At 70.5% G+C, this 25,248-nt stretch carries 21 protein-coding genes and 1 tRNA gene; 8 read left to right on the top strand and 14 right to left on the bottom strand.

Going from position 1 to position 25,248, the window contains the following annotated elements; all coding sequences use genetic code 11:
* Window position 1 precedes the first annotated feature (1 nt).
* Window positions 2-649 (bottom strand): ABC transporter permease, encoded by a 648-nt coding sequence (locus OHO83_RS26740; RefSeq protein ID WP_266671290.1) that lies wholly within the window; start codon window positions 647-649, stop codon window positions 2-4.
* Window positions 646-1,761, bottom strand: a complete 1,116-nt coding sequence (locus tag OHO83_RS26735; RefSeq protein ID WP_266671292.1) for an ABC transporter ATP-binding protein — start codon at window positions 1,759-1,761, stop codon at window positions 646-648. The genes OHO83_RS26740 and OHO83_RS26735 overlap by 4 nt, the downstream gene beginning before the upstream one ends.
* A gap of 154 nt (window positions 1,762-1,915) precedes the next feature.
* On the opposite strand from OHO83_RS26735, the gene OHO83_RS26730 reads away from it, so the two are divergent.
* Window positions 1,916-3,487, top strand: a complete 1,572-nt coding sequence (locus OHO83_RS26730; RefSeq protein WP_443066062.1) for an aromatic amino acid ammonia-lyase — start codon at window positions 1,916-1,918, stop codon at window positions 3,485-3,487.
* Entirely contained in the window at window positions 3,484-4,317 is an 834-nt protein-coding gene (locus OHO83_RS26725) for a MurR/RpiR family transcriptional regulator (RefSeq protein ID WP_266671294.1), read from the top strand. The genes OHO83_RS26730 and OHO83_RS26725 overlap by 4 nt, the downstream gene beginning before the upstream one ends.
* A 282-nt stretch (window positions 4,318-4,599) precedes the next feature.
* Here the strand turns inward: OHO83_RS26725 and OHO83_RS26720 are convergent, their stop codons facing one another.
* The gene (locus tag OHO83_RS26720; protein WP_266671296.1) at window positions 4,600-5,991 is read right to left on the bottom strand and encodes a cystathionine beta-synthase; all 1,392 of its coding nucleotides are present in this window, start codon (window positions 5,989-5,991) and stop codon (window positions 4,600-4,602) included.
* A 171-nt stretch (window positions 5,992-6,162) separates the two neighbouring features.
* Between OHO83_RS26720 and OHO83_RS26715 the strand changes: the two genes are divergently transcribed.
* The 3 genes from OHO83_RS26715 to OHO83_RS26705 all read left to right on the top strand — a co-directional run bounded on the left by OHO83_RS26715 (window position 6,163) and on the right by OHO83_RS26705 (window position 9,719).
* Entirely contained in the window at window positions 6,163-7,191 is a 1,029-nt protein-coding gene (locus OHO83_RS26715) for an SGNH/GDSL hydrolase family protein (RefSeq protein WP_329434875.1), read from the top strand.
* 237 nt (window positions 7,192-7,428) lie between these two features.
* Complete coding sequence (locus tag OHO83_RS26710; protein WP_266671300.1) at window positions 7,429-8,649, top strand: acetyl-CoA C-acetyltransferase; 1,221 nt, start codon at window positions 7,429-7,431, stop codon at window positions 8,647-8,649.
* Between the two features lie 251 nt (window positions 8,650-8,900).
* Window positions 8,901-9,719, top strand: coding sequence for a hypothetical protein (locus OHO83_RS26705; RefSeq protein ID WP_266676410.1), 819 nt, complete (start codon window positions 8,901-8,903; stop codon window positions 9,717-9,719).
* A gap of 52 nt (window positions 9,720-9,771) precedes the next feature.
* Here the strand turns inward: OHO83_RS26705 and OHO83_RS26700 are convergent, their stop codons facing one another.
* Entirely contained in the window at window positions 9,772-10,083 is a 312-nt protein-coding gene (locus tag OHO83_RS26700; RefSeq protein ID WP_266563390.1) for a hypothetical protein, read from the bottom strand.
* 102 nt (window positions 10,084-10,185) lie between these two features.
* Here OHO83_RS26700 and OHO83_RS26695 point away from each other — a divergent pair, with 102 nt between their 5' ends.
* Complete coding sequence (locus tag OHO83_RS26695) at window positions 10,186-10,416, top strand: DUF4287 domain-containing protein (RefSeq protein ID WP_266671302.1); 231 nt, start codon at window positions 10,186-10,188, stop codon at window positions 10,414-10,416.
* A gap of 106 nt (window positions 10,417-10,522) precedes the next feature.
* Here the strand turns inward: OHO83_RS26695 and OHO83_RS26690 are convergent, their stop codons facing one another.
* From OHO83_RS26690 to OHO83_RS26675, 4 genes are all read right to left on the bottom strand, one after another.
* Entirely contained in the window at window positions 10,523-11,410 is an 888-nt protein-coding gene (locus OHO83_RS26690; RefSeq protein WP_266671304.1) for a Bax inhibitor-1/YccA family protein, read from the bottom strand.
* 66 nt (window positions 11,411-11,476) lie between these two features.
* Window positions 11,477-12,841, bottom strand: coding sequence for an MFS transporter (locus tag OHO83_RS26685; protein WP_330279803.1), 1,365 nt, complete (start codon window positions 12,839-12,841; stop codon window positions 11,477-11,479).
* A gap of 59 nt (window positions 12,842-12,900) precedes the next feature.
* Entirely contained in the window at window positions 12,901-14,076 is a 1,176-nt protein-coding gene (locus tag OHO83_RS26680; RefSeq protein WP_330279802.1) for a 4-hydroxybenzoate 3-monooxygenase, read from the bottom strand.
* 232 nt (window positions 14,077-14,308) lie between these two features.
* A tRNA-Leu gene (locus OHO83_RS26675) sits at window positions 14,309-14,392 on the bottom strand.
* 391 nt (window positions 14,393-14,783) lie between these two features.
* On the opposite strand from OHO83_RS26675, the gene OHO83_RS26670 reads away from it, so the two are divergent.
* Together OHO83_RS26670 and OHO83_RS26665 are read left to right on the top strand one after the other, a co-directional pair.
* The gene (locus OHO83_RS26670) at window positions 14,784-15,554 is read left to right on the top strand and encodes an ABC transporter ATP-binding protein (protein WP_266671310.1); all 771 of its coding nucleotides are present in this window, start codon (window positions 14,784-14,786) and stop codon (window positions 15,552-15,554) included.
* A 70-nt stretch (window positions 15,555-15,624) separates the two neighbouring features.
* The gene (locus OHO83_RS26665) at window positions 15,625-18,156 is read left to right on the top strand and encodes an ABC transporter permease (protein ID WP_330279801.1); all 2,532 of its coding nucleotides are present in this window, start codon (window positions 15,625-15,627) and stop codon (window positions 18,154-18,156) included.
* Between the two features lie 62 nt (window positions 18,157-18,218).
* On the opposite strand, the gene OHO83_RS26660 is transcribed toward OHO83_RS26665, so the two are convergent.
* The 6 genes from OHO83_RS26660 to eno form a co-directional block, all read right to left on the bottom strand.
* Window positions 18,219-19,517 carry an SAM-dependent methyltransferase gene (locus OHO83_RS26660; RefSeq protein ID WP_266671314.1) on the bottom strand — a complete coding sequence of 433 codons (1,299 nt, stop codon included), beginning with the start codon at window positions 19,515-19,517 and terminating at the stop codon, window positions 18,219-18,221.
* 226 nt (window positions 19,518-19,743) lie between these two features.
* Window positions 19,744-21,135 carry an NAD(P)/FAD-dependent oxidoreductase gene (locus OHO83_RS26655; RefSeq protein WP_266671316.1) on the bottom strand — a complete coding sequence of 464 codons (1,392 nt, stop codon included), beginning with the start codon at window positions 21,133-21,135 and terminating at the stop codon, window positions 19,744-19,746.
* A 509-nt stretch (window positions 21,136-21,644) separates the two neighbouring features.
* On the bottom strand, window positions 21,645-22,589 hold the full coding sequence (locus OHO83_RS26650) for a Ppx/GppA phosphatase family protein (protein ID WP_266671318.1): 945 nt from the start codon (window positions 22,587-22,589) through the stop codon (window positions 21,645-21,647).
* Window positions 22,586-23,116: a DUF501 domain-containing protein gene (locus OHO83_RS26645; RefSeq protein WP_266671320.1), complete on the bottom strand. Its 531-nt coding sequence runs from the start codon at window positions 23,114-23,116 to the stop codon at window positions 22,586-22,588. The genes OHO83_RS26650 and OHO83_RS26645 overlap by 4 nt, the downstream gene beginning before the upstream one ends.
* A gap of 90 nt (window positions 23,117-23,206) precedes the next feature.
* Window positions 23,207-23,695, bottom strand: coding sequence for an FtsB family cell division protein (locus tag OHO83_RS26640; protein ID WP_266671322.1), 489 nt, complete (start codon window positions 23,693-23,695; stop codon window positions 23,207-23,209).
* A gap of 103 nt (window positions 23,696-23,798) precedes the next feature.
* Window positions 23,799-25,085 (bottom strand): phosphopyruvate hydratase, encoded by a 1,287-nt coding sequence (gene eno, locus OHO83_RS26635; RefSeq protein ID WP_116512577.1) that lies wholly within the window; start codon window positions 25,083-25,085, stop codon window positions 23,799-23,801.
* Window positions 25,086-25,248 lie beyond the last annotated feature (163 nt).

Here is a 25,248-nt window from a genome sequence, read left to right as displayed (position 1 = left end):
CTCAGGCACTCCTCCGGCGGCGGGTCCAGGGGGTCAGCACGTACTGCACGGCGACGAGGACCGCGTCCGCGGCGAGCGCGAGGAGCAGGGTCAGCACGACGCCGGCGATGACCGGGGTCGGGAAGTTGCGCTGGAACCCGTCGGTGAACAGCTGGCCGAGCCCGCCGTCGCCGATGTACGTCGCCACGGAGACCAGGGAGATCGCCATGACGGTCGCGATGCGCACCCCGGCCATGATCACCGGCAGGGCGAGCGGCAGTTCGACGGTGAGCAGGGTGCGCAGCGGGCGCGTCCCCATGGCCTTCGCGGCCTCCTTGGTCTTCGCCGGCACCGAGTCGAGGCCCTCGACGGTGTTCCGCAGGAGCACCACGAGCGTGTAGATCGTCAGGCCGATGACCGTGGTGGTGCGGGTGAGCCCGGAGACCGGGAGCAGCAGGACGAACACCGCGATCGACGGGATCGTGAACAGGACGTTCGAGAACCCGAGCAGGAAACCGCGCAGCGGCTTGACGCGATGGGCGACGACGGCCAGCGGCAGCGAGATGAGCAGGCCCAGCGCGACGGCGGAGAGCGCCGCCTGGAGGTGCGAGAGCGTGAGCGTGGTGAGGTCGGAGGTGTGCTCCGAGATCCAGGACCAGTCGATGGTCATGAGGCCACGTCCGTGTCCTTGCGGACGGCGGTGTCACGGGTGCCGCCGGCGTCGTCGGCGGCCTTGGGCGCGTCCACGCGGGTGCCGGCGGCTATGTGGGCGAGGCCCGCGTGGTCATGGATCTCGTCGCGGGACGTGACGCCCGTCAGGACGCCGTCCGCGTCGACCCGGGCCACGAGGCCGCCGGGCGCCGCGATCGACTCGTTCAGCGCCGACAGGAGCGAGTCCGAGTCCCGCAGCGGGCGCACCGGCACCTCGGCGGAGGTGCCCTCGTCGCGCCACAGCAAGGGCTTGCGGGCCGCGTCGAGGACCAGTTCCCAGCCGGTGCCCTCGGGGGCCGGCCCCTGGCCGACGTCCGCGAGCGTGGTCAGGGACAGCAGCTTCAGGCCGCGCTCGGCGCCCAGGAAGTCGGCGACGAAGTCGTCCGCGGGGCGGGCGAGCAGCTCGGCGGGCGGCGCGCACTGCACGAGGTGACCGCCCGTACGGAAGACGGCTATCCGGTCGCCGAGCCGCACGGCCTCGTCGATGTCGTGCGTGACGAAGACGATGGTCTTGTTCAACTCCTGCTGGAGACGCAGGAGTTCGTCCTGGAGCTGGGTACGCACCACGGGGTCGACCGCGCCGAACGGCTCGTCCATGAGCAGCACCGGCGGGTCGGCGGCGAGCGCGCGGGCCACGCCGACGCGCTGCTGCTGACCGCCGGAGAGCTGGTGCGGGTAGCGCTTGCCGGCCTCGGCGGTGAGGCCGACGGTCTCCAGGAGCTCGGCCGCCCTCGCCCGCGCCTTGCGCCGGCCCCAGCCGAGCAGGAGCGGCACGGTCGCGATGTTGTCGAGGACGGTGCGGTGCGGGAAGAGGCCCGACTGCTGGATGACGTAGCCGATGGAGCGGCGCAGCTCTGCCGCGTCCTGCTCAAGGACGTCGCGGCCGCCGACGCGGATGGTGCCGGAGGTCGGGTCGACCATCCGGTTGATCATCCGCAGACTGGTCGTCTTGCCGCAACCGGAAGACCCGACGAAGACGGTCACGCCCCCTTCCGGCATGTCGAGCGTCAGGTCGTGCACTGCCGTCGTGCCGTTCGGGAAGCGTTTGTGGACCGTATCGAACTGGATCATGAGGAGTCCCCTTGCCCGGGCTGCATATCGTCATGCAGAGTTCTCTGTATCTGAATAAGTTGTCAATGCCCCGGCACACATCGCCAGGTAAATCGCTGGTTAACGAGGCCGAGGAACGAGACAAAACGTCCGTTTGAGGAGGGTTTGGCGCACCATGTCGTCTCACATCGCGGACACCGCGGGTAAGCCCCGAATGACGGCCACCCAGCGTCCCACGCCCGTCGTCGTGCTCGACGGACACGGTCTGCCCGTGCCCGACGTCGTCCGCCTGGCCGATTCCGCCGCCAGGCCCGTCCCCGGCACCGACGCCATGAAACGCGTCGAGGAGTCCTGGAACGCCGCCCGCGAGATCGCCGCCTGGGGCCGCGTCTACGGCCGCTCCACCGGCGTCGGCGCGAACCGGAACGAGGACGTGCCCACCGAGGCCGCCGCCGACCACGGCCTGCGCCTGCTGCGCAGCCACGCCGGCGCCATCGGCGAAGAGCTCCCCGCACGCCAGGTCCGCGCCATGCTCGCCGTCCGCGCCAACCAGCTCCTCGCCGGCGGCGCGGGACTACGCCCCACCGTCGTCACGGCCCTGTGCGAAGCCCTGGAGACCGGCGCCTACCCGGCCGTCAACGAATTCGGCTCCGTCGGCACCGGCGACATCGCAGCCCTCGCCCAGATGGGCCTCGCCCTCGCCGGCGAACACCCCTGGCGCGGCGACGGCGCCCCCGAGGCCCAGCCCCTCGACAACAACGACGCCCTCGCCCTGATCAGCAGCAACGCCCTCACCCTCGGCCAGTCCGCCCTGGCCCTCCACGAACTGCGCGACCTGATCTCCGCCACCCAGCTCGTCGCCGCGCTCTCCCTGCTGGCCGTCGACGGCTCCTACGAGGCGTACGCCCTGCCCGTCCACGAGGCCCGCCACCACCGCGGCTCGTACGACGTCGCCGCACGCATGCGCACCATCCTCGGCGCCCCCGAACGCCCCACCCCGCCCCTCGGCCGCATCCAGGACCCGTACGGCTTCCGCTGCGTCCCGCAGATCCACGGCCCGGCCCAGGACGCCGCCGACGCCCTCGAAGACGTACTCACCGTCGAGATCAACGCCGCCGCCGAGAACCCCCTCATCTCCCCCCAGGACATGGCCGCCTACCATCACGGCGGCTTCTACATGGCCCAACTCGCCCTGGCGCTGGACCACTTCAGGCTCGCCATCGCCCAGGTCGCCCGGCTCTCCACCTCGCGCCTGTCCACCCTCAACGAACCCTCCTACACCCGCCTGCGCCCCTTCCTCGCCGACGGCGAAGCCGCCTCGTCGGGCGTGATGATCCTCGAATACGCGGCCGGGGCGGCCCTCGGAGACCTGCGCGCCTTCGCCGCCCCCGCATCGCTCGGCCACGCGGTCCTCTCCCGCGGCGTCGAGGAACAGGCCAGCTTCGCGTCCCTCGCCGCCCGCCAGACCCTGCGCGTCTGCGACGCCTACCGTCTCGTCGTGGGCTGTGAACTCGTCGCGGCGGTAAGGGCGTTGCGCCAGCGCGACATGCACCCCGACCGCGAACTCCCGGTCGGCCGCGCCTTCGCCCTCGCGGATTCGGTCCTCGACCCCGATGCCACCGACCGCCCCCTGACGGAAGATGTCACCCGGGCCGCGGCGGGACTCCTGGACAGCTTCACCCGCATCGCCGACGGAACAGACGGACCGGCCACAGCCGGATCAGACCGCCCTGGGGGGACGGAATGAACGACAGCCCAGCCGCACGACTGCAACAGCTCTTCGAGGTTCACCGCCTGACGCCCACTCAGCGTCGCATCGCGCACTGCATGGTGCGCCGCGCCGCCGACGTCCCGTTCCTCTCCTCCGTGGAACTCGCCGAACTCGCCGGGGTCAGCCAGCCCTCCGTCACCCGCTTCGCCGTGGCACTGGGCTTCGACGGCTACCCCGCCCTGCGCAGACACCTGCGCGAGGTCGCCCCCGCCGAACCCACGACGCCCGCCTCGGCCAACGAGTACCAGCAGGCCGTCGAGGCCGAGATCGAGAACCTGCGCCACCTCGCGCAGCTCCTCGCCGACCCGGCCCCCGTCGAACGCGCGGGCCGCCTCCTCGCCGCCTCCCGCCCGCTCCTCGTCCTCGGCCTGCGCGCCGCCGCCTCCCAGGCCTACGGCTTCTCGTACTTCGCGGCGAAGGTCCACCCCGACGTACGGCTCCTCGACGAGGGCGGCACGATGCTCGCCGACCGCGTGGACGCCGCCGTCCGCGCCGGAGCCACCGCCCTCCTCTGCTTCGCGCTGCCCCGCCATCCCAAGGAAGTCGTCGACGCGCTCGCCTACGCCAAGTCGGCAGGCCTCACCGTGGTCACCGTCGCCGACTCGGCCTTCGCCCCCGTCGCCAAGCACTCGGACCTGCTGCTGCCCGCCGCGGTCGGCGAGGGCCTCGCCTTCGACACGGCGTGCTCACCTATGCTGCTCGGCCGCGTGCTCCTGGAAGCGATGTGCGACAACCTGCCCGAGGCGCAGGCCCGCCTGGAGGAATTCGACGTACGCGCCGCGGAGCGGGGCCTGTTCGTCGAATAGAAGAAGTGTGGCGCGGGGACCGCCGCACCCCCGTGAACGGGGGGCGGGACGACGGCGGTCCCCGCGAAGGACACGGAACCGGGTCAGGACCGGGGCACCGCGTCCGCAGGCGTCCATGGAGGTCCGGGAGCCGCTCCGGAGGTCCTTGACGCCGCTACAGTGCCGGCCTGAGCGGGGAGCCGCTCCCACCCCTGCCGACACCCACCAATGTGCCGGACCCGTGTTAAGCGGGTGCTGCGCGCACGTGTCGCGCTCGTACCGATTGCACGAACCCGCTCCGCCCTACTTCCCACCGCTCTTCGCGAGGAAGGCCAACAGGTCCTGGCGGCTCACCACACCCTTGGGCTTGCCCTCCACCAGGACGATCGCCGCGTCCGCGGAGCCGAGCACGGACATCAGGTCCTCCACCGGCTCACCCGAGCCGACCTGCGGCAGCGGGGCCGACATGTGCTTCTCCAGCGGGTCGCCGAGCGAGGCGCGCTGCGTGAACAGGGCGTCGAGCAGCTCCCGTTCGACGACGGAGCCGATGACCTCGGCCGCCATCACGTCCGGGTGTCCGGCTCCCGGCTTCACGATGGGCATCTGCGAGACGCCGTACTCGCGCAGCACCTCGATGGCCTCGCCGACGGTCTCCTCCGGGTGCATGTGGACGAGTGACGGCAGCGCGCCGCCCTCCTTGTCCTGGAGCACGTCGCCCACGCGCGCGCTCGTGCCCGTGTCGGCGAGGAAGCCGTAGTCGGCCATCCACTCGTCGTTGAAGATCTTGCTGAGGTAGCCGCGGCCGCTGTCCGGGAGGAGGACCACCACCACGTCGTCCGGGCCGAGGCGTTCGGCCACGCGCAGGGCCGCCACGACTGCCATGCCGCAGGAGCCGCCCACGAGGAGGCCCTCCTCCTTGGCGAGGCGGCGGGTCATCTGGAAGGAGTCCTTGTCGGAGACCGCGACGATCTCGTCCGCGACCGTGCGGTCGTACGCCGTCGGCCAGAAGTCCTCGCCCACGCCCTCCACGAGGTACGGGCGCCCGGAGCCGCCGGAGTACACCGAGCCCTCCGGGTCGGCGCCGATGACCTGCACGCGGCCCTCGCTCACGTCCTTCAGATAGCGGCCGGTCCCGGAGATCGTGCCGCCCGTGCCGACGCCCGCCACGAAGTGCGTGATCTCGCCCTCCGTCTGCTCCCACAGCTCGGGGCCGGTGGAGTGATAGTGCGAGAGGGGGTTGTTGGGGTTGGAGTACTGGTCCGGCTTCCAGGCGCCGGGCGTCTCACGCACCAGCCGGTCGGAGACGTTGTAGTACGAGTCCGGGTGCTCCGGGTCCACGGCCGTCGGGCAGACGACGACCTCCGCGCCGTACGCCCGCATCACGTTGATCTTGTCCGTGGAGACCTTGTCGGGGCACACGAAGATGCACTTGTACCCCTTCTGCTGCGCCACGATGGCCAGGCCGACGCCCGTGTTGCCGCTGGTCGGCTCCACGATCGTGCCGCCGGGCTTGAGGGCGCCGCTCTCCTCCGCCGCCTCGATCATGCGCAGGGCGATGCGGTCCTTCACCGAGCCGCCGGGGTTGAAGTACTCGACCTTGGCCAGGACGGTCGCCTGAATGCCTTCGGTCACGCTGTTGAGCCTGACGAGCGGGGTGTTGCCGACGAGGCTGATCATCGAGTCGTGGAATTGCACCGTTGTCTCCGGGCTGCGATGGATCTGTGAGGGATCCGCGATGTGATGTGCGGTCAGCGTAAGCCGAGTGCCGCCCCTTCATCGCCTGTTGCGATTGGCCGACCGTACTTACGGGGCAATGACTGGATGTACGGCTGAAAAGGACTACGCAGAGGCAGGTGGCTGCGACGCATGTCGAGGGCGAGGGTGGCACGGCGGATCGCCGCGGGCGCGGCGTACGGCGGCGGCGGTATCGGTCTGGTAGGTGCCGCCGCGGTCGGTCTGTTGATCGCAGAGGTCCAGCTGGCGAAGCGGCAGGTGGGCAACCACGGCAGGGGGGTGCAGGTCCCGTCCGCGAACGGTCTGTACGGGAGGGTGTTCGCCGAACGTCCGGCCACCGAGGTGGCGGAGAGCGAGCCGCTGCGGTTCGCGATGCTGGGTGACTCGACGGCGGCGGGGCAGGGCGTGCACCGGGCCCGGCAGACCCCAGGCGCGCTGCTCGCCTCGGGTCTCGCGGCGGTGGCCGAGCGTCCGGTGGAGCTGCGCAACGTGGCGCTGCCCGGCGCCATGTCGGACGACCTGGACCGTCAGGTCGCGGAGATCCTCTCGGATCCGGACTGGGTGCCGGACGTGTGCGTCGTGATGATCGGCGCCAACGACGTGACGCACCGGATGCCGGCGACCCGGTCGGTGCGTCATCTGTCGGCGGCGGTGCGCAGGCTGCGTACGGCGGGGGCGGAGGTGGTGGTGGGGACGTGCCCTGATCTGGGCACGATCGAGCCGGTGAACCAGCCGCTGCGGTATCTGGCCCGGCGGGCCTCGCGGCAGCTGGCGGCGGCGCAGACGATCGGCACGGTGGAGCAGGGCGGGCGCACGGTGTCGCTGGGTGATCTGCTCGGCCCGGAGTTCCTGGCCAATCCGCGGGAGCTGTTCGGTCCCGACAACTACCACCCGTCGGCCGAGGGCTATGCGACGGCGGCGATGGCGGTGCTGCCGACGCTGTGCGCGTCACTGGGCCTGTGGCCGGAGGAGGAGCGTCCGGACGTGTCGCGGCGCGAGGGCTTCCTGCCGGTGGCCAGGGCGGCGGCCCAGGCGGCGGAGGAGGGCGGCACGGAGGTGACGCCGGCGATGCCGACGGGTCCGAGGGGTCCCTGGGCTCTGCTGAAGCGCCGCAGGCGCCGGCGGGTGGCGACGCAGGACCCGACGCCGCTCAACATCTAGCGGGTACGGACGTCCGGAGGGTGCTTCGGCGAGTGAGGAGCGGGGTCCGGGGCGGAGCACGGTGTCCTGGACCACGCCCCCGGGCCGCAATCCCGCTACCCCGAAATCTCCCTGAGCAAGCGCTTAGAAAAATGCGGCGGGAGTCACACGCGCACACCGGTGACCCAGACAGTACGTACAGGTAACTTCCCAGCTGGTAGGCGAATAGCTCATACGCGTAGACCTCTTGGAGCCGTGATGCCCGAAGCCGTGATCGTCTCGACCGCCCGCTCTCCCATCGGCCGCGCCTTCAAGGGGTCCCTCAAGGACCTGCGCCCGGACGATCTGACCGCCACGATCGTCCAGGCCGCGCTGGCCAAGGTCCCCGAGCTCGACCCGCGGGACATCGACGACCTGATGCTCGGCTGCGGTCTGCCCGGCGGCGAGCAGGGCAACAACCTGGGCCGCATCGTGGCCGTGCAGATGGGCATGGACCACCTGCCGGGATGTACGGTCACCCGCTACTGCTCCTCGTCGCTGCAGACCAGCCGCATGGCGCTGCACGCCATCAAGGCCGGCGAGGGTGACGTCTTCATCTCGGCCGGTGTCGAGATGGTGTCGCGCTTCGTGAAGGGCAACTCGGACTCGCTGCCCGACACGCACAACCCGCTGTTCGCCGACGCGGAGGCCCGTACGGCCGCCGTCGCCGAGTCCGAGGGCGCCTCCTGGCACGACCCGCGCGAGGACGGCCTCGTCCCGGACGCGTACATCGCGATGGGCCAGACCGCCGAGAACCTGGCGCGGACGAAGGGCGTCACGCGCGCGGACATGGACGCGTTCGGTGTGCGTTCGCAGAACCTGGCCGAGCAGGCCATCAAGAACGGCTTCTGGGAGCGGGAGATCACCCCGGTCACCACCCCTGACGGCACGGTCGTCTCGCAGGACGACGGCCCGCGCGCGGGCGTCACCGTGGAGGGCGTCTCGGGCCTGAAGCCGGTCTTCCGCCCCGACGGCCTGGTCACCGCCGCCAACTGCTGCCCGCTCAACGACGGCGCCGCGGCCCTCGTGATCATGTCCGACACGAAGGCCCGCGAGCTCGGCCTGACGCCGCTCGCCCGCATCGTCTCCACCGGCGTCTCGGGCCTGTCCCCCGAGATCATGGGCCTCGGCCCGGTCGAGGCGTCGAAGCAGGCGCTGCAGCGCGCCGGCCTCGGCATCGGCGACATCGACCTGGTCGAGATCAACGAGGCGTTCGCCGCGCAGGTCATCCCCTCCGCGCGTGACCTCGGCATCGACGAGGACAAGCTGAACATCAACGGTGGCGCGATCGCCGTGGGTCACCCCTTCGGCATGACGGGCGCCCGTATCACCGGCACCCTGATCAACAGCCTCCAGTTCCACGACAAGCAGTTCGGTCTGGAGACCATGTGCGTCGGCGGTGGCCAGGGCATGGCGATGGTCATCGAGCGCCTCAGCTGAGCCCGCGGCCCACGGGGCCGGGTTGCTCCTCTGCTGAATCGTGATCCAATCTCCCCCAGGATGTGACGTATCTCCTGGGGGAGACGGTTTTTGCAGGTCAGCAGGGTTCCCAGGGCATAACACCCCTAAACACCCAGCCAAATACCTGTCCATTTCGTGACGTAATGCACTGACAGCGGGATGGTCCAGGCTTCAAGCTGATGTAGGAAGTCGGGGGTCGACTTGAAACCGGGAGTACGTCAGTGAGCGCCATGCCTCTTGCTCTGCTCATCACCACGGCCGCCGCCACGGCCGTGGGCGCCGCTGCCCTGCACACCGTCCACGGACTGCGCAGGCAGATCACCGAACTGCGGGACGAGCTCGCCCATGACCGCGCCGTCGGCGCCGGTCGTGGCGTGCCCGCCGCGCGCACCACGCCCGACACGGAGGAGATACGCGCGGCCGTCGCCGACGCACTCGCGGAGGAGCGGGAGCGCGAGCTCGCCGAGGCGCGTGCCTTCTGGGCCGCGCAGGAGGCCCGGGACGCCTCCGACGCGCCGACCGTGCTCGGTGGCGCGCTGGGCCTCGGTGACGATCTGTTCATGCCGCGCCAGGCCGACTTCGCGGGCCTGGAGCCGGGTCTCGCGGCGGGCCTCGAGCCCGTGGTGGAGCCGGCCGACGCGGGCGCCGACGAGTTCTCCGGGGAGTCCGCGGAGCTCGCGGCCGCCCGTCGCCGTCACCCCTCGCACCCCGACTTCGTGCCGGTGCAGTCGCCCGTCTCGGGCGGAAGCAGCGACCACGAGCGGACGGTGACGTGTCTGGAGGAGCTGGCCGACGCCCGCACCGCCCTCGCCGATGTGCGCCCGGGCCCGCTGGGCACGCTCGACGTGTACGTCTTCGTGGACGGCACCACGCTCTGCATGACCCCCGGCCACCGCGAGACCGCGGAGCAGCTGGCCGCGGCGTTGCGCGAGGGCGAGTCCCCGGTGCTGCTGGGCGGCTCGGGAGTCTCGGGCGCGTACGCGCTCACGTTCGCCTGCGGCCGCGACAACGTCTACATCCTGGCCGACCGGGTCATAGCCTCCGTCTGAGCGCACCCGCTCGGGTTTCGCCCCCACACATCGAAGAACGCGCCGGGTCGGCTCACACCCCGGCGCGTTTTTGTGCCTCCTCGACGAGCGTGAGCGCCTCACCCAGCTGGGTGGGATTCTGAAGGACGACGGACAGGTCGCGTGCGGCGACGGTGATCTGGTCGGCCCCGGCGAACATCCCGGCGTCCGGCATCTCCCGAACGGGCCCCTCCGGGTCCTCCAGGCGCTGCGCCCATGCGGACAGTTCCCTGGCGAGGGCGAGCGCCTCGGCGGCGGCCCCCCGCTGGAGCCTGCTCTGCGGCGCGGCGCGCAGCCGGTCGGCGAATCGGTCCACTGCGTCCGTCAACGGCGTCGTATCGAGCATGCCGCGACCCTATGCGCCTTCCCTCGACTGTTGCCAACAACCGAACGCTCAGGCACGGTGGCCTGAAGGACCGGCTACATCGCAATGCGTCCGGAGGCGCCGATGTCCCAAGTGTTCTCGCAGGAGACCCACCAGAATCTGTTGGCTCGCATCCCCCACTGCACCGGTCGTGAGATCTCCGACTGGCTGCGCACCGTCGAGGAAGGCCCCTGCTTCCTCCGCTTCGATGACAAGGTCAGCTGGCTGCGCGGGGAGCACGACCTCGCCTACGGCCACGCCAAGGCGATCATCCACGAGTACGACCTGCGGCGGGCCGCCCGCCGCCTCGGCTGAGCGCTCCACCCCCGACCCATCCGTCCCCACGACAGCCGCACCCATGAAAAAGAAAAAGGGCCCGCACACCGAGGGTGCGCGGGCCCTTTCAGGTCTGACCGGGTGATCAGTCGTTGCCCTGCAGGATCGCGATGAGGCGCAGGAACTCGAGGTAGATCCACACGAGCGTCATCGTGAGGCCGAAGGCGGCGAGCCATGCCTCCTCGCGCGGAGCGCCGTACGCGATGCCGTCCTCGACCTGCTTGAAGTCGAGCGCCAGGAAGCACGCGCCGAGCAGCACGCCGATGATGCCGAAGACGATGCCCAGGCCGCCGCTGCGGAAGCCGAGGCCGTCACCGCCGCCGAAGACGGCGAACAGCAGGTTCACCGCCATGAGCAGGATGAAGCCCATGGCCGCGGCCATCACGAAGCCGTAGAAGCGGCGGTTGACGCGGATCCAGCCGGCCTTGTACGCGACGAGGACGGCCACGAAGACCGCCATCGTGCCGAGCACGGCCTGCATGGCCGCACCGCTCGCGATGTAGTTGTCGACGATGCTGGACAGGACGCCGAGGAAGACACCCTCGAGCGCCGCGTACGCCAGGATGAGCGGCGGCGACGCCTTGCGCTTGAACGCCTGGACGAAGCCCAGCACCATCGCGACGAGGCCTGCGCCGATCGCGATGCCGTACGACTTGTTGATGTTCGCGGTGTCGACCGGCAGCAGCGCCCAGGCGAGCGCGGCCGTCAGGACGAGGACGCCGAGGGTGGTGGCGGTGCGCATGACGACGTCGTCCATCGTCATACGGCCGGTGGTGGCCGGGGCCTGCGGCGGAGCGCCGTACTGCAGGTCCTGCTGGGCGTAGGGGTTCTGCGCGTACGGGTTGTTGCCGGCGTAGGGGGCGCCCTGTGTGCCGACTGCGGGTCCCCCGGCCTGCGGCTGCGCGTTGAAGCCCGCGTAGCCGTTGTCGCGGCTGAACCCCCGTCGCGAGAAGACCGGGTTACTGCTCCTCATCTCACTCCTCCATAGCCACCCTGCGCGGCCTTGGCTCAAGGGTAATAGGCAGGCAAAGACCCCAGCCTAGTGCTCAGGGAGGATCTTTCCCATCCTGTTACCCGCAACGTCCGGGGCGTGCCCGGTGTTCCGCCGAACGAGTGGCACCAGGGAGATGGCGACGGCGCCGAGGACCGCGGCCGCGGCGAAGGTGGTGAAACCGAGGCTCGCGTTGCCTCCGGCGACGACCGCGCCGCCCAGCCAGGGGCCGACGACGGCTCCGGTGCGGCCCACGCCGGTGATCCAGCCGAGGCCGGTGGCGCGCTGGCCGGGCGTGTACACGGACGGGGCGGCCGCGTAGACCATGACCTGGGCGGAGAACAGCCAGACGCCGGTGACGAAGACCAGGGCGTACGCGACGCCGAGCGGCAGGTGGGCGCGGAGCAGGAAGGCACCGCAGGCGGTCAGGACGAACCAGAGCGCGGACACCCTGACCGCGCCGAACCGGTCGGCGGCGCGGCCCGCGACGAGCATGCCGACGATGCCGCCCGCGTTGATCACCATGAGGAAGGTGACGGACGAGGAGAGCGAGTAGCCGGAAGCGCGCATCAGCTCGGGCAGCCAGGTGGAGACGCCATAGACGAGGAGCAGGCCGGCAAAGGAGGCGACCCACAGGAGCGGGGTCGCGGCCCGGGTACCGGGTGCGAAGAGCGAGGCGACGGCGGAGAAGCGGCCCTTGGCGCCGGCTGCGGGGGCCTCGGCGCGGGTCGGCTCGGGCAGCCCGTAGCGGGCGGCGACGGCACTCGCGTCGGCGGTACGCCCCTTGGCGAACAGGACGGCAGGGGATTCGGGCAGCCACTTCAGGACGAGGGGCACGGCGATGACGGCCGGGATGACGCCCGTCCAGAAGACGACGCGCCAGCCGTGGTCGGGGCCGAGCGCGAGGCCGAGGCCCGTCGCGGCCATGCCGCCCGCGTGGTACGAGGTCATCATCAGGCCGGTGGCGAGGGCGGCCCTGCGGGGCGGGGCGAACTCGGCGACGATCGCGAGCCCGATCGGCATCAGGCCGCCGAGGCCGAGCCCGGCGAGGAAGCGGCCCCCGCCGAAGACGGCGGCGCTCGGGGCGAGCGCGCACACGGCGGAGCCGGCGGAGAAGAGGGCGACGGAGCCGGTGACCATGGGCTTACGGCCGAGCCAGTCGGTGAGTGTGCCGCAGCCGAGCGCGCCGATCAGCATGCCGAACGTGGTCCAGGAGCCGATCGTGCCGGCGGTGGAGGCGGTGAAACCGAAGCCCTTGTCGTCGAGGAGGTGCGGCATGACGGCGCCGTAGATGTTGACGTCCATGCCGTCGAAGAAGACGACGAGCCAGCACAGGGCGATGACGGGGGCGACGGCCCTGAAGGTGCGGGGCGGGGAGGGTATGGCGGTGCCGTGGGAGGTGTCGGGGGACATGAGCACTCACTTCGTCGTGGGTACGCGGGGACGGGGTTGCGGCGGTCGGGGGACGGGGCTCAGTCGAGGGGGAAGCCCGTGTAGCCCTCGGCGAGGTCGGTCTCGGCGGCGCGCGAGGCCGTGATCCGGTCGAGGTGGGCGCGCTGGACGCGGTCGTCGAAGGGCGTCGCGTCGGGGGCGCGGTGCAGCATCGTGGTCATCGCGTACGAGAACCGCTCGGCCTGCCAGACGCGGCGCAGGCAGGCCGGTGAATAGGCGTCCAGGAGCTCGGCGGAGCCGGTCTTGTGACGGTGTGCCAGGGCGCGGGCGAAGGTGACGACATCGCCGACGGCGAGGTTGAGGCCCTTGGCGCCGGTCGGCGGGACGATGTGGGCGGCGTCCCCGGCGAGGAAGAGCCGTCCGTGGCGCATCGGCTCGTGGACGTAACTCCTCATCGGGGTGACGGACTTGGACGTGATGGGGCCGCGCTCCAGCTTCCAGCCGTCGGCGGTCTCCAGGCGGCGGTCGAGTTCGTCCCAGATCTCCTCGTCGCTCCAGTCGCCCGCGTCCGTGCCGTCGGGGACCTGGAGGTAGGCGCGGGTGACGGACGGCGAGCGCATGGACAGGAGGGCGAAGCCGCGGTCGTGGCGGGCGTAGACCAACTCGTCGTGGGACGGGGCCACATCGGCGAGGATGCCGAGCCAGCCGAAGGGGTACGTGCGCTCGAAGACCCGGGAGACGTCGGCGGGTACGGCCTTGCGGCCCACGCCCCACGAGCCGTCGCAGGCGACGACGTAGTCGCAGTCGAGGACGTCCTCGCGGCCCTCGTGGCGGAAGCGGACGCGCGGGCTCTCGGTCTCGGCGCCCTCGACGGCCAGCGCCTCCGCCTCGAAGAGCAGCGGGCCTCCCTCGGCGACCTGGAGGGCGATGAGGTCCTTGCACACCTCGGTCTGGGCGTAGACCATGACCGACCTGCCGCCCGTCAGGGCGGGGAAGTCGACGCGGTGGCGGCGCCTGTCGAAGCGCAGCTCGATGCCGTCGTGCGGGAGGCCCTCGCGGTCCATGCGCTCCGCCGCGCCCGCCTCACGCAGTACGTCGACGGTGCCCTGCTCCAGGATCCCGGCGCGCTGGCGCCGCTCGACGTACGCGCGGTCGCGGCTCTCCAGGACGACGGAGTCGATTCCGGCGTTGTGCAGGAGCCGGGCGAGGAGCAGCCCGGCGGGGCCCGCTCCGATGATGCCGACGGTGGTGCGCATGGGTACCTTCTTTTTCGTTCAGCCTTGTTCGCGTGGTGAACTTTCGTTCATAATGTGCTCAGCGGAGTCTCCGCCCGGCTCGAACCGCTGTCAACGGTCCCGGGCGGAGAAAACGGTTCCGGGACTCCTCGGGGCACGAAAAAACGCCGCGGCGATCGGATGCGATCGGCACGCGGCGACAGGGAGCGGCTCAGAAGCGACTCGGTCGGGAGCGAGGAGGAAAAGTGGGAGGTGCCCGGAACCGGACTTGAACCGGTACGCCCGCGAAGGGGCAGCGAGGTTTAAGCTCGCCGTGTCTGCATTCCACCATCCGGGCAGGCCGTGGGCTCCGCAACGAGGTTCTGAGCCTATCGGGACAGATCCCCCGAACAGCGGAACGCCCGCTCGATGTTGTCTTATTTTATTGACGTCTGAGGGTGCATCAGACCACGGTAGCCGCCATCCGCACATGCCGCAGGCCCTTCCACGTCCCTCGGTGCCCTCGCCCCCGTCACCGTGGATTGACGGGATTTCACCTGCCGCGGTGATCTTCGCTCTCAGGGGCGCGGGTCATCCCCAGGTATGACCCGAGCGGCCCCGGTCCCCCCGAAGTCGCCCCCAGGAACCGGAACAGCGGCTGACTCCACGGCCCGAGACGGCCACGACGATGGAGAGGTCCCTCCAACGGGACCCCGTCCCCGTCCGTCGTCCGACAGGAGCCCCCTTCCGTGACCACCACCCCCATCGCCGGCAAGGCCACCGCAGTGGCCGCGCGCGCCACGGATCTGTCCAAGGTCTACGGACAGGGCGAGACCCAGGTGGTCGCGCTCGACCGGGTCTCCGTCGACTTCCGGCAGGCCGAGTTCACCGCGATCATGGGCCCGTCCGGGTCCGGCAAGTCGACCCTGATGCACTGCGTCGCCGGCCTCGACAACTTCTCGTCGGGCTCCGTGCGCATCGGCGACACCGAGCTCGGGTCCCTCAAGGACAAGCAGCTCACCAAGCTGCGCCGGGACAAGATCGGCTTCATCTTCCAGGCGTTCAACCTGCTGCCCACCCTGACGGCCCTGGAGAACATCACGCTCCCCATGGACATCGCGGGCCGCAAGCCGGACAAGCAGTGGCTGGAGAACGTGATCGCGATGGTCGGCCTGTCCGACCGGCTCGGCCACCGGCCCTCCGAACTCTCCGGCGGCCAGCAGCAGCGCGTGGCCGTCGCCCGCGCCCTCGCCTCCCGGCCCGAGATCATCTTCGGTGACGAGCCGACCGGAAACCTGGACTCGCGCTCCGGCGCCGAGGTCCTCGGCTTCCTGCGCAACTCCGTGCGCGAGCTGGGCCAGACCGTCGTCATGGTCACCCACGACCCGGTCGCCGCCGCCTACGCGGACCGCGTGATCTTCCTCGCCGACGGCCGTGTCGTCGACGAGGTGTACGCCCCCACGGCCGACTCGGTCCTGGACCGCATGAAGCAGTTCGACGCCAAGGGCCGCACCAGCTGACGCCCGCCCGCACAGCCGCCGCCCTGCCGCCCCGACGCCTCGTCGCCGTACTCCTGGACTGAGAAACCCCATGTTCCGTACCGCCTTGCGCAATGTGTTCGCGCACAAGGCCAGGCTCCTGATGACCGTGCTCGCCGTCATGCTCGGCGTCGCCTTCGTCTCCGGCACCCTGGTCTTCACCAACACCATCTCCGACGCCTTCCAGAAGAGCTCCGCCAAGGGCTTCGACCAGGTCGACGTCGCCGTCACGCCCAAGGCCGCCGAGTCGAAGGGCGACCGGCTCGCCAAGGACCCGAAGCTCACGCAGGCCACCCTCGACCGGGCCGCGAAGACACCCGGCGCCGCCTCCGCCGTCGGCGTCGTCAGCGGCTTCGCGGCCGTCGCCGACAAGGACGGCAAGCTCGTCGGCAACGGCTTCTCCACCCAGGGCGCCAACTACTGGGGCGACCACGACCCGCGCTACCCGCTCACGAGCGGCAAGGCGCCCAGCGGCAAGGGCGAGGTCGCGCTCGACTCGCAGACCGCGAAGCGCGCGGGCTACAAGGTCGGCGACACCGTACGGATGTCCATCGACGGACCCGTCCTGACGCCCACCGTCACCGGCATCTTCACCACCGAGGACGGCAACGTGGCGGCCGGCGGCAGCCTCGCCCTGTTCGACACGGCGACCGCACAGCAGCTCCTGCACAAGCAGGGCTCGTACGACGAGATCGACGTCAAGGCCGCGGCGGGCACCGGCCAGGCCGCCCTGCAGAGCGCGCTCGACAAGGCCCTGCCGAAGGGGCAGGCCGAGACCACGACCGGCAAGAAGCTCGCCGACGACCAGGCCGAGCAGATCTCGTCCAGCATGAGCTCGATGAAGTCGAGCCTGCTGGTGTTCGCCGGTATCGCGCTCTTCGTCGGCGTCTTCATCATCGCCAACACGTTCACGATGCTCGTCGCCCAGCGCACCAAGGAACTCGCGCTCATGCGGGCCGTCGGCGCCTCGCGCAGGCAGGTCACGCGCTCCGTCCTCGCGGAGGCGTTCGTGGTCGGCGCGGTCGCGGCCGTCACCGGTCTGGCGGCGGGCATCGGCATCGGCGCCGGGATGCGCTCCCTGATGGGCGCGACCGACGCGCAGATCCCCGACGGGCCGCTCGTGGTCTCGCCCGGCACGGTCGTCACGTCCCTCGTCGTCGGCGTCGTCATCACGATGCTGGCCGCGTGGCTGCCCGGCCGCCGCGCCGCGAAGATCCCGCCGGTCGCGGCGATGAGCAGCGTGCACGCCACGGCGACCACCCGCTCGCTCGTCGTACGGAACACGATCGGCGCGCTGTTCGCGGCGGCCGGCATCGCCTCCTCCCTGTACGCGACGACGATGAGCGACGGCACCTCGGCGCAGGCCCCCCTGGGCCTCGGCGCGGGCCTCCTCGTGATCGGCGTCTTCGTCCTCACCCCGCTGCTGTCCCGCCCGCTGATCGCGGCCGCGGGGCCGGTCCTGCGCGTCTTCGGGATCTCCGGCAAGCTGGCCCGCCAGAACGCCGTCCGCAACCCGCGCCGCACCGCCGCGACCGCCTCCGCCCTGATGATCGGCCTCACGCTGATCACCGGCATGACGGTCATCGCGGGCAGCGCCCAGCAGGCCATCGACAAGATGGCGTCGTCCGCCCTCAAGGCCGACTACGTCGTCTCCATGGCGAACATGAACTCCCTGTCCCCCGAGGTCGCCGGCAAGCTCGCCGAGGTCGACGGCGTCACCGCCACCAGCGGCCTGAGCAACTCGCCCTCGCGCATCGACGGGCAGACCGAGTTCCTGACCGGCGTCAACGGCGCGACCATCGGCTCGCTGACCGACCTCAAGGTCGACAGCGGCACCTTCCGGATCGGCGGCCGTGACGTCGTCGTGGACGACAAGACCGCGAAGGACCACGGCTGGCGCACCGGCTCGACGTTCACCACGAACTTCGAGGACGGCAAGAAGCAGCAGCTGACCGTCGCCGGGGTCTACGAGGGCAACGACATGATGCGCGGCATCATGCTGGACTCCGCCGTCCTGACCCCGCACGTCACGGACCCGTCCGACATGCAGGTCATGGTGAGGACCGACGGCGGCACGTCCGCCGCCGCGAAGGACCGCATCGAGAAGGCGCTCGGCGACAACCCGGCGATCCTCGTCCAGGACAAGCAGGACATCTCCAACGCGATCTCGAAGATGTTCACGCTGATGCTGAACATGCTCTACGGCCTGCTCGCCATGGCGGTCGTCGTCGCCGTCCTCGGTGTCATCAACACCCTGGCCATGTCGGTGTTCGAGCGCTCGCAGGAGATCGGCATGCTGCGCGCGATCGGCCTCGACCGCAAGGGCATCAAGCGCATGGTGCGTCTGGAGTCCCTGGTGATCTCGCTGTTCGGCGGTGTGCTCGGCGTCGGCCTCGGCGTGTTCTTCGGCTGGGCGGCCGGCAAGCTGATGGCGACGACCCTGACGACGTACGAGCTGGTCCTGCCCTGGGGCCGGATCGGGATCTTCCTCGCGCTGGCCGCTCTCGTGGGCATCCTGGCGGCCCTGTGGCCGGCCCGCCGCGCGGCCCGGCTGAACATGCTCGCGGCCATCAAGTCGGAGTAGCGAGAAGGCGGATGGGGCGCACCGGCCGAGTGCCGGTGCGCCCCGTCCGCCTGTCCGGGCCGTCAGTTCCAGGTACGCGCCCGCAGGGGCATACCCGGGTCGCCCGACAGGGGTGTCTTCACGGCGAGGATCTGGTTCACGCCGATCTTGTTGCGCTCGAAGCTCAGCGCGCACGCGGCCATGTAGAGGCGCCAGATGCGGGCCCGGCCGGGGCTCGTGAACTTCACGGCCGCGGGCCAGCCCGCCTCCAGGTTGGCCACCCAGCGGCGCAGCGTGAGCGCGTAGTGCTCCCGGATCGCCTCCAGGTCCCTGACCTCGAAGCCGGCCAGCTCCAGGAGCCCGGTGGTCGTGCCGACCGGCGCGAGCTCCCCGTCCGGGAAGACGTACGCGTCGATGAACTCGTCGACCTCGTAGGTCGACTCGTCCTTCTGGGGGCGCCGGCCGATCTGGTGGTTGAGGAGCCTGCCGCCCGGCTTGAGAAGGGCGTAGAGCGCCTCGGCGTACTCCAGGTACCGCTCGGAGCCGACGTGTTCGGCCATGCCGATGGACGAGATCGCGTCGAAGGGGCCGTCGCGCACGTCGCGGTAGTCCTGGACCCGGATCTCCACCCGATCGGTGAGCCCCTCCTCGGCGACCCGTTTACGGGCGTACGCGGCCTGCTCCTGCGAGAGCGTCACGCCGACGACGCGGACGCCGTGCTCGCGGGCGGCGTGGATGGCCATGGAGCCCCAGCCGCAGCCGACGTCGAGCAGGCGCTGGCCGGGCGCCAGGCCGAGCTTGCGGGAGACGAGTTCGAGCTTGTCGCGCTGGGCGTCCTCGAGGGTGCCGTCCGGCGAGTCCCAGTACGCGCACGAGTAGACCATCGAGGGGCCGAGGACCAGTTCGTAGAAGTCGTTGCCGACGTCGTAGTGGTGGCTGATGGCCCGTCGGTCGCTGTTCTTGGTGTGCAGATGGAGGCGGCCGCGTCTGCGCATCTCCTCACCGGGAGGGGCCGGCGGCAGGAAGGGCCCGGCAAGCTTGACCAGCTCGGCGACGGCGGCCCTGACCCTGGGCTCCCTCAGTGCCTCGACGAGGCTCCTGCCGTCCTCCTCGGGGCGCTCCCAGATGAGCCCGGCCATCCGGCCGAGGGCGTCGTACAGATCGCCCTCCACGTCCAGGTCACCGGCCACCCAGGCGCGGGCCAGGCCGAGTTCTCCCGGCTTCCACAACAGGCGGCGCAGGGCGCGGCGGTTGCGTACGACGAGGGTGGGTCCGGCGGGCGGCCCGGCCTCCGAACCGTCCCAGGCGCGAAGCCTTACGGGAAGCGGTACTCCGAGTAGCTGTTCGGCGAGGTTCTTCAGCCGCTGTGCGGCGTCCTGCATGGCGCACACCTCCGTAATGGGAGACGATCCCGGAATCGTCCAACACCACGTAAACACCAACGGAGCGCTCTCGCAGTCCCGTTACTGCGTTACGGATCGGCAAAATACATGTAGCGGCCACGCACATCGGCGGACCGGAGCGCCGGCCGGGCGGATCCGGGAACGCCGAAGGGGCGCTCGCACCACGGATGGCGAGCGCCCCTTCAGGGGTGTTACTGGACCGGGGTCAGGAGGCCTTGGCCTTCTCCTCGACCTTCGGAGCCTCGGCGGCGGCCGGGGCCGGCGCCGGCTTGGCGGCCTCGTAGAACTCCTCGCGCGGAGTCTCCAGGGCGCCGAGCGCGGTGATGTCGCGCTTCTGGAACATGTTGATCGTCCACTCGGCGATCACACGGATCTTGCGGTTCCAGGTCGGCATGGCGAGCCCGTGGTAGCCACGGTGCATGTACCAGGCGAGACGGCCCTTGAGCTTGATCTTCATCTTGCCCATGACGATCATCGCGACGCCCTTGTGCAGGCCCAGACCCGCGACAGCACCCTTGTTGGCGTGCTTGTAGTCCTTCTGCGGGAAGCCCCGCATGCCGGAGACCACGTTGTCGCCGAGAACCTTGGCCTGGCGCATGGCGTGCTGGGCGTTCGGCGGGCACCAGGCGTTCGGGTTGCCCGCGTCGCGGCCGACGAGGTCCGGGACCTGGGCGTTGTCGCCCGCGGCCCAGATGTAGTCGCTGCCCTGCACCTGGAGGGTGGTCTGGGTGTCCACGTGGCCGCGGGGGCCGAGCGGGAGACCGAAGCGCGCGAGGGCCGGGTTCGGCTTGACACCGGCGGTCCACACGACGGTGTTGGAGTCGACCTCGAGGCCGTTGCTGAGCACGACATGACCGTCGACGCAGGACGGCATCGTGGTCTTCAGGTAGACCTCGATACCGCGGGACTCCAGGTGCTTCCTGCCGTACGTGCCGAGCTCGGGCCCGACCTCGGGCAGCACCTTGTCGGCGGCGTCGACGAGCACGAAGCGCATGTCCTCGCGCTTCACGTTCTTGTAGAACTTGGCCGCGTCGCGCGCCAGGTCCTCGACCTCACCGATCGTCTCGGCGCCCGCGAAGCCACCGCCGACGAACACGAAGGTGAGCGCCTTGCGGCGGATCTCCTCGTCGTTCGTGGACTCGGCCTTGTCGAGCTGCTCGAGCACGTGGTTGCGCAGGCCGATGGCCTCCTCGACACCCTTCATACCGATGCCGACCTCGGCGAGGCCCGGCGTCGGGAAGGTGCGGGAGACCGCGCCGAGCGCGATCACCAGGTAGTCGAAGGGAACCTCGTACGCCTCGCCGACGAGCGGGGCGACCGTGGCGACCTTGCGGTCCTGGTCGATGGTGGTGACCCGGCCGGTGAGAATCTCGGCTCCGGGCACAGCGCGTCGCAGCGGGACGACGACGTTGCGCGGCGAGATGCTGCCGGCGGCGGTTTCGGGGAGGAAGGGCTGGTAAGTCATGTACGAGCGCGGGTCCACGACCGTGACGGTCGCTTCCGCATAACGCATCTTCTTGAGAATGCGTCGTGCTGCGTACAGGCCTACGTACCCACCGCCTACTACGAGGATCCTGGGACGCTCCGTGGTGCTCATGCCATCGAGTATCCACCCGTCCGGAGGGGGTCGCTCGTGCGCCCCTTCACAAGCACGGGTGGGGCCTCTGCTACACTCCGCGGCCCACGTGACCGAGGTCATGGCCCCGGCGGGGAACCACGGTATATCGCCGGTCGTTGCGCACCCCCCTTGAGCTGCCGCTCCGGGCGTCCGGCGGAGGTGGACCACTCATCCGGTTCATCAGTCCGTAACAAGCGTGGAACGTCCCGCCCGGCAGCCGACGGAGCCCAAAGACCCCCTCCTGCGGGCCATCTGGCCCGGAACCTCGCCCCATGAGGCCGAATTCCTTGTGAAGAACTTCACGAACTTTCCCGACGGGGTGTCGCCGGCGCGTGTCGCCCCCCTCCTCGACCGCGCTCAGACGACGTCCTGAGCGCTCAGGGGAGTCGCCCACGGGAGGTACCGGCAGGTCGGAAGGGGGGCCGGGAAGGGGGCCGCAAAGGGCGATGGAAGGGGTCGGGAAAAGCCTGGAACGGGCCGGGGGCGGGCTAGGCGATCGACCAGGCGATGCCGTCGAGGATGTCGTGCTCGCTCACCACGACCTCCTTGGCGCCGATCCACTCCATGATCAGGCGCAGCACCAGCGCCCCGGAGGCGATGACGTCGACGCGGCCCGGGTGGATGACCGGGTTCAGGGAGCGCTGGTCGTGGGTGGACGTCACCAGCCAGTCCGTGAGCTCGGCGACACGCTCGTAGGAGATGCGGGAGTGGTGGATGGCCACCGAGTCGTACTCGGTCAGGCCGAGCGCGAGCGCGGCGACCGTCGTCACGGAACCGGCGAGACCCACGAGCGTGCGGGCCGCGGTCAGCGGGACGGTCTGCGTCACCAGGTCGAGGGCCTCGACGATGTCCTCGCGGATCGCCTCGATCTGCGCGGGCGACGGCGGGTCGGTGACCTGGCCGTCCTCCCCCATGAGGTGGCGCTCCGTCATACGGACGCAGCCGATGTCGACGGAGCGCGCGGCCAGGACCGTGTCCTCGCCGACGACGAACTCCGTCGAGCCGCCGCCGATGTCCACGACCAGGTAGGGCTTGTCGAGGTCGGCCCGGCCCGTCAGCTCCTTCGTCGCGCCGGTGAAGGAGAACTCGGCCTCCTGGTCACCGGTGATGACCTCGGGCTCGACGCCCAGGATGTCCATGACCCCGCGCACGAAGTCGTCCCGGTTCTCGGCGTCACGGGACGCGGACGTGGCCACGAACCGGATCTTCTCGGCGCCGTGCGCCTCGATGACCTCGGCGTACTCGCGGCAGGCCGCGAAGGTGCGCTCCAGCGCCTCGGGCGCGAGGCGTCCCGTGCGGTCCACGCCCTGCCCGAGCCGCACGATCGTCATGCGGCGGTCCAGTTCGACGAGTTCACCCGTGGCGGGGTCGGCGTCGGCGACGAGCAGCCGGATCGAGTTCGTGCCGCAGTCGACGGCGGCGACCCTGGTCACTCGCCCTCCTCGGGCGCGGCCGACACGCAGGGGCCCTTCGCCCACCACTCGGGCAGCATCGCGATGGCCTCGTCGCCGAGCGGGTTCACGCCCGGGCCCGCGGCCAGGGAGTGGCCGACCAGGACGTGCAGGCACTTCACCCGGTCCGGCATGCCGCCCGCGCTCGGGAAGCCCTCGAGAACCTCGATGGCGTCGCGGCGCGCGATGTAGTCCTCGTGCGCCTTGCGGTACGCGTCCGCGAGTTCGGGATCCGTCTGAAGGCGCTCCGTCATCTCCTTCATGACGCCGTTCGCCTCCAGCGTGCCGATGGCGGACGCGGCGCGCGGGCACGTGAGGTAGTACGTCGTCGGGAAGGGCGTGCCGTCCTCGAGGCGCGGGGCCGTCTCGACCACGTCCGGGTTGCCGCACGGGCAGCGGTGCGCGATGGCCCGCAGGCCGCGCGGCGGGCGGCCGAGCTGCTCCTTGAACGCCTGGATGTCGGCGTCCGTGGGCGTGGTCGGCTCGGTCTGGGGCGGGGGCGTGTCCATGCCTGGGGGCTTTCCTTCAGTGAACTTCGGTGGGGGTACTGCGGATTCGGGGTTCGGGACTTCGGGGCTTCGGGCTTCGGTGAGGGCGGGTCAGCCGGCGGGGCGGTCGGCCTTGTCGACGCCGTCCCAGACGTTCGAGTACCAGGGCCGGCCCTCCGCGCCGCCTTCGGAGCGGGTGCGCTTCGCCGCGTCGGGGTCGCGCGCGATGTAGCCGGTCTCGCCCGGCATCACGAGGTGGAGCCGGTCGCGGATCCGCTGCTCGGCGTACGAGTCGTCCTGCCAGCGTGCCTTCTCGTCGCGCAACCTGTCGACCCTGCTCTGGGCCTCCTGCTGCCGGCGCTGGAGGTCGGCGATCTCCCCGCGCTGGGAGACGTACTGCCTTATGGGGTAGGCGAGTGCGACGACCAGGGTGCACAGGACGAGAGCCAGGAGTGCCGCGCGGCCGGTGAGGCGGGAGCGGCGGGCCTGGCGTCTGGTCTGGGAGCGGTAGACGCGCTCGGCGGTCTGCTCGCCGAGCAGACGCAGCCGGGTCGCGGTGGAGAACCGGTCACGGTCCCTGTCCCGGACTCTCCCGGCCATGTTCGCGCCTCCCCTTTACGTGCGTACGTCCCCGCACACGGTACGGGACCGGGTGCGGGGACGTACGTACGACGCTTCCTAAGGCAGTGCCTTAAGGGTGTGCTCAGCCCTTGAAGCGGGGGAACGCGCTACGGCCGGCGTAGACCGCGGCGTCGTCGAGGATCTCCTCGATGCGCAGGAGCTGGTTGTACTTGGCGACGCGGTCCGAGCGGGCCGGGGCACCGGTCTTGATCTGGCCGCAGTTCACCGCGACGGCGAGGTCGGCGATGGTGACGTCCTCGGTCTCGCCGGAGCGGTGGGACATCATGCACTTGAAGCCGTTGCGCTGGGCCATCTCGACGGCGTCCAGGGTCTCGGTCAGCGAACCGATCTGGTTGACCTTGACGAGCAGGGCGTTGGCGGAGCCCTCCTCGATGCCGCGGGCGAGGCGCTCGGGGTTGGTGACGAAGAGGTCGTCGCCGACGATCTGGACCTTGTCGCCCAGCTTCTCGGTGATGACGTTCCAGCCGGCCCAGTCGTCCTCGTACAGCGGGTCCTCGATGGAGACCAGCGGGTACGCGGAGACGAGCTCCTCGTAGTACTCGGTCATCTCGGCGGCCGAGCGGGACTTGCCCTCGAACTCGTACTTGCCGTCCTTGTAGAACTCGGACGCGGCGACGTCGAGCGCGAGCGCGATCTGCTCGCCGGGGACGTAACCGGCCTGCTTGATGGCCTCGACGATGAGGTCGAGGGCCTCGCGGTTCGAGCCGAGGTTCGGGGCGAAGCCGCCCTCGTCGCCCAGGCCGGTGGACAGACCCTTGGTCTTCAGCACCTTCTTGAGGGTGTGGTAGACCTCGGCGCCCCAGCGAAGGGCCTCGGAGAAGGACTCCGCGCCGATCGGCGCGATCATGAACTCCTGGATGTCGACGTTGGAGTCGGCGTGCGACCCACCGTTGAGGATGTTCATCATCGGGACGGGCAGCAGGTGCGCGTTCGGACCGCCGAGGTAGCGGAACAGCGGCAGGTCGCTGGCCTCGGAGGCGGCGTGCGCGACGGCGAGAGAGACGCCGAGGATGGCGTTGGCGCCGAGCGAGCCCTTGTTGTCGGTGGCGTCCAGGTCGAACATCGCCTGGTCGATCAGGCGCTGCTCGGTGGCGTCGTAGCCGACGAGCTCCGGGCCGATCTGCTCGATGACGGCGAGGACGGCCTTCTCTACACCCTTGCCCTGGTAGCGGTTCGGGTCACCGTCGCGGAGTTCGATGGCCTCGAACGCGCCGGTGGACGCACCGGACGGGACAGCGGCACGACCGGTGCTGCCGTCGTCGAGGCCGACCTCGACCTCGACCGTGGGGTTGCCTCGGGAGTCCAGGATTTCCCGGGCTACGACGACGTCGATGGACGGCACGAGCATCTCCTTCTGGGATGTGACGCAACTACGCCGGGCCGCATGGTCCGGCAACTGCTGAGCCTAACCGGCTCCGGGGCTCAAACCGGCCGACCGACCGGCCCGTGGACAAACCGAGAGCTAATTGTTTCCGAACGGAACAAAAAGCTCCGGCCGCCGACGGACGAAA

Source organism: Streptomyces sp. NBC_00569, assembly GCF_036345255.1.
Classification (GTDB): Bacteria; Actinomycetota; Actinomycetes; order Streptomycetales; family Streptomycetaceae; genus Streptomyces.
This window is presented reverse-complemented; position numbering and strand designations above follow the sequence as displayed.